5 protein-coding genes are annotated in these 14,321 nt (G+C 68.2%); 1 reads left to right on the forward strand and 4 read right to left on the reverse strand.

What is annotated here, in order from left to right; genetic code table 11:
- Positions 1–50: 50 nt before the first annotated feature.
- From recD to AC3WP6_RS06995, 4 genes are all read right to left on the reverse strand, one after another.
- Positions 51–1,997 (reverse strand): exodeoxyribonuclease V subunit alpha, encoded by a 1,947-nt coding sequence (recD, locus tag AC3WP6_RS06980; RefSeq protein ID WP_492627059.1) that lies wholly within the window; start codon positions 1,995–1,997, stop codon positions 51–53.
- A complete protein-coding gene (gene recB, locus AC3WP6_RS06985; RefSeq protein WP_492627060.1) occupies positions 1,987–5,625 on the reverse strand; it encodes an exodeoxyribonuclease V subunit beta in 3,639 nt (1,212 codons plus the stop codon). Before recB ends, recD begins: the two co-directional genes overlap by 11 nt.
- Positions 5,622–9,254, reverse strand: coding sequence for an exodeoxyribonuclease V subunit gamma (gene recC / locus AC3WP6_RS06990; protein ID WP_492627061.1), 3,633 nt, complete (start codon positions 9,252–9,254; stop codon positions 5,622–5,624). Before recC ends, recB begins: the two co-directional genes overlap by 4 nt.
- Positions 9,255–9,449: 195 nt before the next feature.
- The gene (locus tag AC3WP6_RS06995) at positions 9,450–10,259 is read right to left on the reverse strand and encodes a M48 family metallopeptidase (RefSeq protein ID WP_492627062.1); all 810 of its coding nucleotides are present in this window, start codon (positions 10,257–10,259) and stop codon (positions 9,450–9,452) included.
- A gap of 249 nt (positions 10,260–10,508) precedes the next feature.
- Here AC3WP6_RS06995 and AC3WP6_RS07000 point away from each other — a divergent pair, with 249 nt between their 5' ends.
- Entirely contained in the window at positions 10,509–13,967 is a 3,459-nt protein-coding gene (locus AC3WP6_RS07000) for a methylmalonyl-CoA mutase family protein (RefSeq protein ID WP_492627063.1), read from the forward strand.
- The last annotated feature ends 354 nt before the right edge of the window (positions 13,968–14,321 follow it).

Below are 14,321 nucleotides of genomic sequence, written 5' to 3' on the forward strand. Positions count from 1 at the left end.
GCGCCCATGGGCGCCTTTTTGCTGGCGCGGAAGCGCGTGCCGGCATCTCTTCAACCGTGCTCCTGGCCATCTCTTGCCCGCAGGCGTTGGCCCAGCCCCGAGTGGCGCTGGGTGCGGTGGGCGATGCCCGCGTCCAAAGCGGCTTTACCGGCGACCAGGGTGAAGCTGCGCCGGGCGCGGGTGATGGCGGTGTAGAGCAGTTCGCGGGTGGCGACGGCGCTGGCGGCGGACGGCAGCAGCATGGCGACGTGGTCGAACTCGGAGCCCTGGGCCTTGTGCACGGTCAGCGCGAAGGCGGTTTCCACCTCGGCGAGCCGGGACGGCGGGACGAAACGCAACTGCGCCTCGACCTCGCGGTCCGTAGCGGTGGCGAGGAAGGCGACTGCCAGGCGCGCGCCGCCGTCGGCAGCGGGCACGTGCAGGCACAGGCCGATATCGCCATTCATCAGGCCGAGGCCGTAGTCGTTGCGCGTGACCAGCACCGGGCGGCCTTCGTACCAGTCGCGATCGCCGTCGATCAGCCCGCGGGCGTGCATCGCGGCGGCGAGTTGGCGGTTCAGACCGTCCACGCCGTGCGGGCCGCGGCGCAGCGCGCACAGCAACTGGAAACGATTGAACGCCTGCAGGGCGCCGCGCGCCCAGTCGCGGTGCGCGTCCTCGCCTGCATCGGCGGCGGGACGGTGCGCGCGCAGCCATTCGAGATAGTGGCGATAGCCGTGCGCGCCATTGCCGGCGGCGCCGTCGATGGCCAGCGCGACCGAGGCGGCAGCGTCCGCTGCGGGCAGCCACACGAGATCGGGAGGCGGGGTCGTGAGGAGGGTGGTTGCGGCCTCGCACTCGCCGGCATTTACCGCGTGGGCGAGGCGGCCGATGCCGCTGTCGGCATCGAAGCGGTGGCTGGTACGCAGCATCGCGATGCGCTGATCCAGCGGTTGCGCGTCGTCCGTCACGAAGGCGGCGAGGTCGTCGCCGGTGGCGGCCTTGATCCATTGCGCGGTGGTGGCGGCGTAGTGGCCGGCTTCGGCGCGGCGGCAGAGATCGCCCAGCACGGCGCCGGCCTCCACCGAGGAGAGCTGGTCCTTGTCGCCGAGCAGGATCAGCCGCGCGGCAACCGGCAGCGCGGCCAGCACGGCGGCCATCATTTCCAGGTCGATCATCGACGCCTCGTCGATCACCAGCATGTCGAGGTGCAGCGGGTTGTCGGCGTCGTGGCGGAAGCGGCGCGTGTCGGGTCGTGCGCCGAGCAGGCGGTGCACGGTCGTCACCTCGGCGGGGATCGCCGCGCGCACGGTTTCGTCCACGTCCAGTTGCCTGACCTGCTCGGTGATCGAAGCATTGAGGCGCGCCGCCGCCTTGCCGGTAGGTGCCGCAAGGCGGATGCGCAGCGGTTGCGCGTGTTCGCGCAGGTGCAGGGTCTGCAGCAGCCCCAGCAGGCGCACCACGGTGGTGGTCTTGCCGGTGCCGGGGCCGCCGGTGATCACGCCGAAGCCGCCGCGTGCGGCCAGGGCGCAGGCGATGCGCTGCCAGTCGGGATGCCCGGCATGGGGGAACAAGCGCGTCAGTTCCGCCGCGAAATGCGGGGCAGGCGGCTCGCTGCGCAGCGCACGGGCGAGGATGCCCCGCGCCACGTCGCGCTCGTGGTTCCAGTAGCGGCGCAGGTAGAGCCGCGTGCCGTCGAGCACCAGCGGTGCCTCGGCTGGCTCGCCCTCCCCATTGGCCGCGAGCAGGCGCGACGCGGGCAGCGTGCCGGCACGCGCTTCGTCGACCAGCGCCTGCCAGTCGGCGGGCCAGTCCTGCTCCCGCGCCAGTGCCGGCAGCAGATCCAGATCGAGGCACAGGTGGCCATCGGCGAGCTGGCGGCTGAGCACGGCGGCGAGCCACGCCAGCACCGGCGGCAACTGCGCGTCGCGTTCGACGAGGAAACGCGCGAACGCCAGATCCAGCGGACGCAGGTACTGCTGCTGCACGCCGCGCGCCAGCAGGATATCAATCGACATGGCTGTGGCTCCCGGCGGCGAACATCCGGTCCATCGCATCCACCAGCTCGAACGGCAGGCGCTCGGCGTGCACGCCGTGGCCAGCGCCGTCCACGCCGCGCAGGTAGAGATACAGCACGCCACCGATGTGGCGGGCGTAGTCGTAGCCGGGCAGGCGCGCCTTGAGCTGGCGATGCAGCGCCAGCGTGTAGATCGCGTACTGCAGGTCATAGCGGGCTTGCAGCACGGAATCGCGCATGGCCGGTGCGGTGTAGGCGTGGGCGTCGCGGCCCAGCCAGTTGGATTTGTAGTCGATCACGTACCAGCGGCCGGCGTGCTCGAACACGAGGTCGATGAAGCCCTTGAGCAGGCCGTTGACCTTGTGCGGCACCAGCGCGGCGCGCGGCGCGCCGTCCAGCGTGTGCGCCGTCACCAGCCGGTCCAGCGCCTGCGCGTCGAGCCGATTCGCCTCGAACCAGAACTCCAGTTCGGCGCGGCAGGACGCCGGAGCCGTGAGTGCCGTCAGCGGCATCACACCACCGCCGGGCAGGGCCAGCGGCGTGCGCAGCAGCTCGCCCAGCCAGTGCAGCAGCGGTTGGCTCCACGCGGCCCAGCCGTGCGTCTGGCAGCGGCGTGCGACAAGCTCGCGCAGCCGGTCGGAGGGCGCGGCGGCATGGGCAAAGCCTTCGTTGGCGCAGCCTTCCAGCAGCTCGTGCAGGAAGCTGCCGGCGGCGGCGCCGCGCGGAAAGGCGTGAATGCCCTGCAGCGGCGCGGCCGTGTCTTCATCGGCGGTGGATGCGGCGGTCTCGATCAGGTTTGCTTGGCTTGCGGTTTCCGGTGCAGCGTGCGGCGTGTCGCTGCCGTGGGCCAGCGCGCTGTAGCTGGCGATCCACCACGGCTCGCGCGGCGGCAGCGTGCAGCTGCGGGCGGCGCGCGGCGTGCCGGCGTCGTCGTGAGGCTGGTAGCGGCGGGTGTCGACGGTGTCGTCCAGCGTGATGCATTGGATGGCCCCCTGGCCTGCAGTCAGGGCGTCGAGCTTCGACATGAGTTCGTCGGGCTTGATGTGTGCGCCGCCGGCCAGTACGTAATCGAACGCGGATTTGTGCAGGTCGGGGACGTCCTTCTTGGCATCCTTGAGGCAGGCCACGCCCAGCCAGCACAGATGGCACGCGCGGGTAAGCGCCACGTAGAGCAGGCGCAGATCTTCCTGCAGGCGTTCGTGCTCGGCCTGTTGCCATGCGTCGTTGCTGGGGCGCAGGTCGAAGTGCGCGATGTGCTGGTCGTCGTGCCATAACAGCGGTTTCTTGCTGTCGGCTTGCAGGTAGGCGCAAACGAAGGGCAGCATCACCACCGGGTATTCCAAGCCCTTGGACTTGTGGATGGTCACCACCTTGATCAGCGCGGCCTCGCTTTCCAGCCGCACGATCTGTTCCTCGGCGGCCTCGCCACTGGCAGGGTTGTCGATTTGCGCTGCGAGGAAACGGATCAAAGCCTGTTCGCCATCCAGCTCGGCGGCGGCCTGTTGCAGCAGTTCGGCCAATTGCAACAGGTTGGTGAGCGCACGCTCGCCTCTTGCGTGGGCCAACAAGCGCGCGGGTACGTCGAAGCGGTGCAGCAGCTCGTGCAGCATCGACAGCACGCCGTGGCGCTGCCACAGCGCGTGCAACTGGCGGAAGTGGTCGCTGCAGCTTTCCCAATGCGCCTCGTCGGTGTTCAGCCGATCCAGTTCGGCAAGGCTCCGCCCCATCGCGGGCGTGGCTAGCGCGGCGCGCATGGCGCGGTCGTTGCCGGGGCTGGCGCAGGCGGCGAGCCAGGTTTGGAGTTCGACGGCCTCGGCGCTGGCGTAGACCGATTGCTTGTCCGAGAGATACACATGGGCGAGGTTGCGTGCGTACAACGCAGCGCGCATCGCGGCGGCGTCGTTCTTGTCGCGCACCAGGATGGCGATGTTGCCGGGCTTGAGCGGCGTGAAGTCGCCGCCTTCGTCCGCGAAGCCGCAGCGGCCCGCCTGCGCGGCGGCAAGCCAGTCCACCAGTTGCGCGGCGGCATGGGCGGCAAGCGTCTCGCGATAGTCGCCCGCGCCAAAGGTGTCGGTAGACGTCTGGACGGCCATTTGCATGGCTGGTAGCTCGGCGCCGTCGAGTTGCAGGTGTTCCTTGCGCCCCTTGGCGTTCACTGCGATGAAGGAGAGCTTTGTGCCGAAGCCGAAGGCACCTTTCTCGCGCCGATCCGCGAATTCGAAGACATGGTTGACGGCATCCACTAGCGGCTTGGTGGAGCGGTGGTTGGTGCCCATCGTCCAGTGCGGCTCGGCGGCGGCGTCGCGTGCGGCGAGGTAGGTGTGGATGTCGGCGCCGCGAAAGCCGTAGATGGCCTGCTTGGGGTCGCCGATCAGCAGCAGCGCCTTGCCTTCGATGCCGTGGTAAATGCGGCGGAAGATGCGCCATTGCAGCGGGTCGGTGTCCTGGAACTCGTCCACCAAGGCCACTGGATACTGCGTGGCGATCAGGTTCGCCAGGGTGCCGCCGGCATCGCCGTGCAGGGCGGTGTCCAGGTGTTTGAGCATGTCGTCGTAACCGAGCAGGGCTTGCTGGCGGCGCGCCGCGGTCATGCGTTGCGCGACCCAGAGGGCGGCGTGGGCGAGCAGCAGTGGGGGCAGCGATGCGGCCTGTCGGCGCTCGGCCAGCAGGTGATCGATGGCCGCAAAGGCCGCGTGCGTGGGAGGCTGTTTGCCGTCCACGGTGCGTTCGGCCAGATAGGTCGTCGTGAAGCGCCCCAGCGTGGCATCGTCGAGCCTGTCGCCCTGCGCCCAAGCAAGCATGCTGGCGAAGTGGCCGGGCAAGCCACGGGCTTGCAGTCGGCGGCCATCGAACACCTTGGTCTGCGAGGCTTTGAGCAGCATGGCTTCGATATTGCCGACATTCTGGAGCCAGAGGCTGCGCGCCTGCGCCTCGGCGGCGTGCAGCGCTTTGGCCTGCGCTTCCAGCAGCTCGCCGGGCGCGTGCAGCGCAGGCAGCGGCTTGCCGTCCAGTTGCAGGTGTTCGACGTGGGGGAGCACGTTCTTGGCTGACTTTTGCAGATCGGCCGGCGTCCCCCACGACTGCGCATACAGCCCGGCTGCTTCGGGCTCCAGCCGAAACACGTGGCCGCGCCAGTAGTCGCGCACGGCTTCGGCCAGCAGCGCGGCCTCGTCGGCCACCACGTCTGCGCTGGCCGTTTCGCCGCTGGCGAAGGCGTGCTGGGTGAGCATGCGCTGACACCAGCCGTGGATGGTGAACACCGCGGCCTCGTCCATCCACTGCGCAGCCAGTTCCAGTTGGTACGCGGCGCAGGCGCGCTGCTTGGCATCGGGATATTCGGCGATCAGTTCGGTGAGGAAATCATCGGCTTCGCGCTGGCCACGGAAAGCCTCGGCGGCTTCGGCCAGGCGCGTGCGGATGCGCTCGCGCAACTCGGCGGTGGCGGCCTTGGTGAAGGTCATCACCAAAATCTGCGCGGGCAGTAGCGGCGTGGTGCCGCCATGGCCCAGCACCAGACGCAGGTAGAGCGCGGTGATGGTCCAGGTCTTGCCGGTGCCGGCGCTGGCTTCGATGAGCTGGATGCCGGAGAGCGGCAGACGCAGCGGTTTCAGGGCTTGCGCAGCGCTCATGCGTTTTCGTCCATGACGTGAGCGGCGTCCAGCAGGGGGCGATACAACGGCAGCCAGCGTTCAAAGCCGGCGTCGTGCAGGGCGGCGAAGTCGGCCCACGTGCGGGCGAGGGCGAGCTCCTCGTCCACTTCGCCGTGGCCGTGCTCGCCCTCGTTGTGGTCGTAGCACTTGCGCGCGCTGGCGTAGGGGTTCTTCTGCTTCTCGGGAGGCTGCTTGTGATTCGCCACCTCGGTCAGCAGCCAGGCGAAAGCGGTCTTGCGCGCGATCGGCAGCGGCGCGGCCATGCCGGCCGCGAAGGCGGCAAGCAGCCTGTCGAGGTGCTGCTTTGCTTCGTCGGCATCGATTGGGCGCAGTTGCACCAGCGCGTCCGGTGCCACGATGCAGGTGGTGACAGCCAACGACTCGGCGTTCACCAGCAGGTGTGCAACCCAGTAGGCGATTAGTTTGTCGTGTCGCGGTTTCTTATTTTCCAGCAGTGCGCTGGCGGTGGCCACGAGGCGGATACGCTGGCCGTCGTCGTTCGCGCGCAAGTCGTCAGCGGCGTCTTCCACCACGAGACCGTGCGCTGCGGCACGCAGCATGTGGCTCTCACCGGCAAGCGGGTAGTGCGCGTCCAGCGCCTGCCAGCGCAGGGCGACGCGCGTGGCGGCAACTTCGATTGGCGCCAGCGTCAGCTCGGCGAAGGTACCGGGCGGTAGAACGCCTTGCCCGTACAGGCGCTGCGTGGCTGGTGCCAGCGCTGCGTCGCCGGCGTGGATGACGGTGTGCAGCAGGGCATCGATGATCTGATGGGTTTCGAGATGATCGAGTGCGAAGGGCTCGTTGTCCGTATCGGCCTCGTCGTTGCCTTCAAAACGCACGGCGAGGCGCTCGGCGTAGAAAACCTTGGCGGGCGACTTGAGGAAGCGTTGCAGCAGGGCGAGGCTCAGTGGCGTCTCACGTTGCTGCGGCGGCAGCGGCGCGGCGTCGCTGGCCGGCGCGGCCTGGCGTGCGCGCTGCCACTCGTAGGCATAGGTGAACAGGCACGCATCGCTGGTGGCGTCGAAGTAACGTTGGCTGAAGGCCTGCAGCGGGTAATGGGTGGTGAGGAGTGGAAGCGGATCGGCGTGGCCAGTTGGCGCGCTGTTGGCGCCATTCGCTGCGCCATTTTCCGGAAGTCCACCCTGATCCCCGTTTTGCCACCCTGCGGCGAGGTAATCGCGCAACTGCCCCACCAGTACCGAGGGCGGCAGCTCGCTGTTGTCGCGCGCGCTCCGGCCCACCCAGCTCACGTACAGCGTGTCGCGGGCGGAGAGCAGGGCTTCGAGGAACAGGTAGCGGTCGTCCTCGCGGCGCGAGCGGTCGCCGGGGCGTTGCCGGCCGGGTTGCGTCATCAGGTCGAAGTCCGGCGCCTGGGTGCGGCGCGGGTAGTCGCCGTCGTTCATGCCGAGCAGGCAGACCACGCGGAACGGGATGGCGCGCATCGGCAGCAAGGTGCCGAAGCTCACGGCGCCGCCGAGGAAGCGTTGCGACAGCCGGCTCTCGTCGACCGCGGACAGCCAGTGTTCGCGCACCACTGCGAGCGGGAGCAACAGCGGGGCGGGGTCGTTTTTCGCGGCGTGGGCGGATGCGGCTTTCGCGCCCCTGGCCGCACCGCGGGCGGGTCCCCGACTGGCTTCCGCGCAAGCCTGCTCCCAGGCTTCCAGCGCATCGTGCAGGCGCTGCAGCAGCACGGTGTCGGCGTCGTCGCGGCCGGCGTCGAAAAAGTCGGCGAGCAGGTTGCGCAGGCGTTCGCTCCACGCGGCCGGTGTGGCCGGTTGGTCGAGCTGCTGGCGGTAGTGGTCGAGCCGGTCCAGCAGCAGGGCGAGCGGGCCGAGCAGCGCGGCGTCCAGGCCGCCGATTTCCGCGTAGGGCGCGATGCCGTCCAGCGACTCGCCGTCGCCCACCGCGTAGCCCAGCAGCATGCGGCGCAGGCCGAAGCGCCAGGTGTTCTGCTCTTCCGCCGGCAGTCCGAAGGTTTCCTTTTGCGCGCCGTCGAGGCCCCAGCGGATGCCGGCGCCCTCGATCCAGCGGCGCAGCACCGGCAGGTCGTCGTCATCGAGATGGAAGCGGCGGCGCAGTGCGGGCGTATCGAGCAAGTCGAGGATGTCGCTGGCCGCAAAGCGCGACTCGGGCAGGCGCAGCAGTTGCTCCAGCGCCACCAGCAGCGGCGCGCTGCCGCGCCCGTGGCGGTCGGCGATGCTGCACGGCAGGTAGCGCGGATCGTCCGGCGGAATGCGGCCGAACACCGCCTGGATGTGCGGGGCGTAGGTCTGGATGTCCGGCACCATCACCATCACGTCGCGCGGCGAGAGCGGGTGGCCCGCGCGCTGCGCCGCTTCGAACATCGCCAGCAGGTTGTCGTGCAGGATCTCCACCTCGCGCTGCGGGTTGTGCGCGATGTGGAAGCGCAGCGAGTCGTCGTCGGGTTGCAGCACCCGGCGTTGCGCGGGGTCGGCCGGCAGCGGGTCGAGATCGAGGATGGCTTGCTGCACCTGGCGCAACAGGCTGCCGGTGCCCGGGTCGGTAAACAGGTCGATGTCGCGGCTCAGCGCCGCGAACTGACTGCGATAGGCGGCGGGCACATCGAAGGCGTCGAGCAGGCGGATGTAGTCGCGCCCCTGCTTGCCCCACGCGGCGAGCAGCGGGTTGGCCTGCGCGTGCAGATCCTCGAAGCGCGGCGCGGCAGGCATGCCGGGCTTGGCATCGTGGCGATGGCGCTCGGCGCGCAGCAGCTCGCGGTCTTCGATGATGTCGCCCCAGTAGTGCCGGCACGGGTTGGCCACCAGCAGAAACACCTGCGCGACGCGGCCCAGCGCGGTGAGCGCTTCCAGCGTCTGTTGCGGCAGGGACGAGATGCCGAACACCACGATGCGCCGCGGCAGTGCGGCGGGGCGCTCCGTCAGGCCGGCGGCGCGTTGCATGAAGGCGCGATGCACCGCCGCGCGGTGGCTGTCGCGCTGCGTGGCGCCCACGTCGTCCAGCAATGCGCGCCACAGCCGTGGCTGCCAGCGCTGCTCGGCAAGCAGCGGGGCGGGGTGGCCGCGCAAATCGTCGCGCAGTGCGTCGCGGCCGTGTTCCCAGTCTTCCAGCCAGTCCGCGCGGTAGACCTGATACTGGTCGAACAGGTCGGCGATCTGCTGCGCAAGCTGGAACAGCTTGATCGGATCGGGCTGATCGGTGGCGTCCCGGTTCGCGCCGAGGTAATGCTGCAGCAGGGCGAAATCCGCGTGGCCGAGCTGCGCGGGCAGCAGGCGCATCAGGCGCCAGGTCAGCCGCGACTTGTCGAACGGCGATTCGGCCGGCACCGCCTCGCTGCCCAATACCGCGCGATACGCCTGCCACAGGAAACGCCCCGGCAACTGCATGTCCACCGCCGCGCTGATGCCCATGCCGTGGTCCGTGCGTGGCCGCGCCAGCGCCAGCTTCAGCCACTGCGCGATGCCGTTGCTCTGCACCAGCATCACTTCGTCTTCGAGCGGCGCCAGCGGCGCGTGCGCCAGCCACTCCACCAGCAGGTCGCGCAGGTCTTCGAGGCGGTTGCCATGCACCACCATCAGGCCCGGCCGGATGGCGTCGGCGGAACGGTTTGCCAAAGGGGAAGACGTCACGGGAACTCTCGCGGCTGCGGCTGTCGGCAACGATGCGACTTCGGAGTCTCGCTGTCTGCGACGCAAAAGGAAACGGCCCGGGAGCGCGGGCCGTTTGCGTCGGTGGCGGATGGGAGCGGGCTCACTGCCCGACGGTGCCCGGGTTTCCCCGTGGCCTTCGGAAAAGTGAACACGACCCCGACATCGGCACCGGTATCACGTCGTGGCGGGCGGCCGGCAATTCGGTGCATTGCCGCTGGCGCGCGCTGCCTCGTAGGTCGGCATCAGTTGCTGCGCCTCGGCGGCCAGCTTCTGCGCGCGGTTGCCGGAGGACGGGTGCGTGGACAGGAAGGCGGGCACCTTGCCGCCGCTTTGCTGCGCCATCTTCTGCCACAGCACGGTGCCGGCGCGCGGGTCGAAGCCGGCCTTGGCCATGTAGCGCAGGCCAAGTTCATCCGCTTCGCTTTCCTGCGTGCGCGAGAACGGCAGCAGCAGGCCCACTTCGGCGCCCAGCCCGAGCGCGGCCGCCGTGCGTCCGGCATCGCCACCCTGGCTGGCGGCGTATGCGGAGCCGGCCAGCACCACGGCCTGGGCCGCGTAGTTGTCCGACACGCGCTCCGCACCGTGGCGCGCCACCACGTGCGACAGCTCGTGGCCAAGCACCACGGCGAGCTGGTTCTCGTCGGTGGCCACCTTGAACATGCCGCGGTTCACGCCGATGCGTCCGCCCGGCAGCGCAAACGCGTTGGCGCTGTCGTCGCCGATGATCTGCACCTCCCACGACTGGGTGTTCCACGGCGGGGGCAGTGCCTTGACCAGCGCACTGGCAACGCAGGTGGCGTACGCGCGTTCGCGCGGCGCGTCGACGAACTTGCCCTGCTTGCGCATCGAGTCGAACGCGGTGAGGCCCATCTGGCTCATCTGCGCGTCGGACACCATCATCAACTGGTGCCGGCCGGTGGGCGAGGTGACGCAGCCGGACAGGGCAAGGGCCGCTGAAATCAGTATCGGCAAGCGGTAATGCATGACAGGTTCCTCCCTTGAACGGTGACCTGCGAAAGATAGCGTCACGTTCGTGAAGGCGCACGACCCCCGCCTGGTGCGGGCCGTTCTTGCAGTGCGGATCAACCGCGATCGAGCACGCTCAGCAGCTTCGGGCCGGCGTCGTCGGTGTGGATTTCGCCGTCGCCCACGCTCCCAGGCCGCGCCGCAACAAGCCTCGAAGGCGGTTCGCCACTAGAATCAACCGGCTATCGCACAGTTGTCGGAGTTGCCATGAGTTCCCCTGCCAAACACGTCCCCGTCGGTGCCGTCCAGCCGGAAGTCGCGCCATTGCGTTTCGTCACCGCCGGCAGCCTGTTCGACGGGCACGACGCGGCGATCAACATCATGCGGCGCATCATCCAGAGCCAGGGCGCCGAGGTGATCCATCTCGGCCACAACCGCTCGGTGGAAGACGTGGTGCGCGCCGCGCTGCAGGAGGATGCCGACGCCATCGCGCTCAGCTCCTACCAGGGCGGCCACATGGAGTATTTCCGCTACATGGTGGACATGCTCAAGGAGAAGGGCGCCAGCCACATCCGCGTGTTCGGCGGCGGCGGCGGCACCATCACCCCGGAGGAGATCGCCCAGCTCGAAGCCTACGGCGTGGAGCGCATCTACCACCCGAACGACGGCATGCACATGGGCCTCGTGCACATGATCGAGGACGTGATGACGCGCGCGCGCCACGCGGCCGACCAGCGCGTGCCCGACACCGCCACCACGCCGGTGAACGTGGACGACGAGATTTCCATCGGCCACATGCTGTCCGCCATCGAGCAGGGCCGGCTGGATGCCGCCGGGCTCGAACGCCTGCGCAAGCAGTGGAAACTGGCCGGCGCGCATACCCCGGTGGTAGGCGTCACCGGTACCGGCGGCGCCGGCAAGTCCAGCGTGGAGGACGAGCTCCTGCTGCGCTTTCTGCAGGCGTTCCCCGAGATGCGCATCGCGGTGCTGGCCATCGACCCCACGCGTCGGCGCTCCGGCGGCGCGCTGCTGGGCGACCGCATCCGCATGAACGCGCTGCGCAGCCACCGGGTGTTCATGCGCTCGATGGCCACCCGCCGCCAGCACGCAGCCACCAACGAGGTGCTGCGCGACTGCATCGCGTTCCTCAAGGCGCAGGCCTACGACTTGGTGCTGGTGGAAACCGCCGGCATCGGCCAGAGCGATTCCGAGATCGTCGACCTGGTCGATTTCGCGATGTACGTGATGACCAGCGACTACGGCGCGGCGAGCCAGCTCGAAAAGATCGACATGATCGACTTTGCCGACCTCATCGTGCTCAACAAGTACGATCGCCGCGGCGCCGAGGACGCGCTGCGCGACGTGCGCAAGCAGTGGAAACGCAACCACGTCGCCTTCGAGGTGAAGGCCGAGGACGAGCCGGTCTATCCCACCATCGCCAGCCAGTTCAACGACCCCGGCGTGACGTGGATGTTCGCGAACCTGTGCCGTTTGCTGCGCGCCAAGGTGCCGGGCGTCGGCGGGGCGTCGTGCAATTTCGACCCGCAGGTCGACACCACCATCAAGGAACCGCGCGCCACCGTGCTCATCCCCGGTGCGCGCGTGCGCTACCTCGCCGAGATCGCGGAGCAGGGGCGCGGCATCAATGCGGCGGTGGTGCATCAATCCGCCGCCGCCAACCGCGCACAGCACTATTACGAATCCCTGCGCGAGCTGGGCGACGACAAGCTGCCGCGCGCGCTCGACCGCTATCACAGCGACGACCTGCACGCCGGCACCGACCGCGCGCTGCAGCTCCTGCGCCAGCGCTACAACGAGGCGGTGAAGGAGCTTTCCAGCGAGGCCGTGCACCAACTGCGCGAATGGCCGAACTTGCGCGAAGCCGTCACCCGCGACGTCAACGAATACCAGGTGCGCGGCAAGACCATCCGCGTCGAGAACTACGTGGAGTCGCTGAGCCACGAGAAGATCCCGAAGGTCGCCGCGCCGCGCACCGAGAGCTGGGGCGACCAGCTCATGTTCCTCGGCAAGGAAAACCTCCCCGGCCATTACCCGTATACCGGCGGCGTGTACCCGTACCGCCGCAGCGGCGAGGCGCCCACGCGCATGTTCGCCGGCGAAGGCACGCCCGAGCGCACCAACCGCCGCTTCCATTACCTCTCCCAGGGCGGCGCCGCGGCGCGCCTCTCCACCGCGTTCGACTCGGTCACGCTCTATGGCGAAGACCCGGCGCCGCGCCCGGACATCTACGGCAAGGTCGGCAACTCCGGCGTCTCCATTGCCACGCTCGACGACATGAAGAAGCTTTATTCCGGCTTCGACCTGTGCGCACCCAAAACCAGCGTGTCGATGACGATCAACGGCCCGGCGCCGATGATCCTGGCGATGTTCATGAACACCGCCATCGACCAGAACATCGAGAAGCACCTCAAGGCCGACCCCGCGCGCTGGGCCGAAGCGCAGGCCAAGATGGCCGCGCTGCGCCCGGCCGACCACCCGGCCTACGCCGGCGAGCTGCCGGAAGGCAACGACGGCCTGGGCCTCGCGCTGCTTGGCGTCACCGGCGACCAGCTCGTGGACGCCGAAACCTACGCCAGGATCAAGGCCGAAACCCTCGCCACCGTGCGCGGCACCGTGCAGGCCGACATCCTCAAGGAGGACCAGGCGCAGAACACCTGCATCTTCAGCACCGAATTCGCGCTGCGCATGATGGGCGACATCCAGCAGTATTTCGTCGACCACAAGGTGCGCAACTTCTACTCGGTATCGATCAGCGGCTACCACATTGCCGAAGCCGGCGCGAACCCGATCAGCCAGCTCGCCTTTACCCTCAGCAATGGCTTCACCATCGTTGAGTACTACCTTGCGCGCGGCATGCAGATCGACGACTTCGCGCCCAACCTGAGCTTCTTCTTCAGCAACGGCATGGACCCGGAGTACACCGTCATCGGCCGCGTCGCCCGCCGCATCTGGGCGCGCGCCATGCGCGAGCGCTACGGCGCATCGAGCCGCAGCCAGATGATGAAGTACCACATCCAGACCAGCGGCCGCAGCCTGCACGCGCAGGAGATTCAGTTCAACGACATCCGCACCACGCTGCAGGCGCTCTACGCCCTGTTCGACAACTGCAACTCCCTGCACACCAACGCCTACGACGAAGCCATCACCACGCCCACCGAGGACAGCGTGCGCCGCGCCGTGGCGATCCAGATGATCATCAACAAGGAACTCGGCCTCAACTTCAACGAAAACCCGTGGCAGGGCAGCTACGTGGTGGAGCAGTTGACCGACCTGGTGGAAGAAGCCGTCTACCGCGAGTTCGAAGCCATCAGCGACCGCGGCGGCGTGCTCGGCGCCATGGACACCATGTACCAGCGCGGCAAGATCCAGGAAGAAAGCCTCTACTACGAGCGCAAGAAACACGATGGCAGCCTGCCGCTCATTGGCGTCAACACCTTCCTCGGCAAGGACGGCGGCGCCGTCTCCGGCAAGATCGAGTTGATCCGCTCGACGGAGGAAGAGAAACACCAGCAGATCGACAACGTCCGCGCCTTCGGCAAGGCCCGCAACGGTCTTGCACCGGAAAGCCTGCTGCGCCTGCAGGACACGGCACGCGCGCGCAAGAACGTATTCGAGCAGTTGATGGAAGCGGTGAAGTACAACTCGCTGGGGCAGATCAGTCACGCGTTGTACGATGTGGGCGGGGAGTATCGGCGGAACATGTGATGCTCGTTGGCGGCAAGGCTAACCGAGTACATGGCACAGAGGGGTAGTTATGGATGATGTGGAGGCTCTTTCGACGATTGTCTCAGTGTTGAGACAGCTCGATGACGAGGCGCAAAGGCGCGTACTAGCGTCTGTTGGTGCGTTCCTGGGCGTCCCCGCCTATCATCGGCCAAGTGGATCAGATGGAGGTGGCAATAGCAGCCCGCTGAGCGGGTCGACTCTAACGTCGACGTTCACCGTGGATCGAACTTTGTCACCCAAAGAATTCTTGCGAGACAAGGAGCCAGGAACTGATGTGGAGAGGGTGGCATGTCTCGCGTACTACCTCACCCATTACAGGGACACTCCTCATTT

The sequence above is a fragment of the Rhodanobacter sp. FW106-HT46G03 genome, assembly GCF_058789895.1.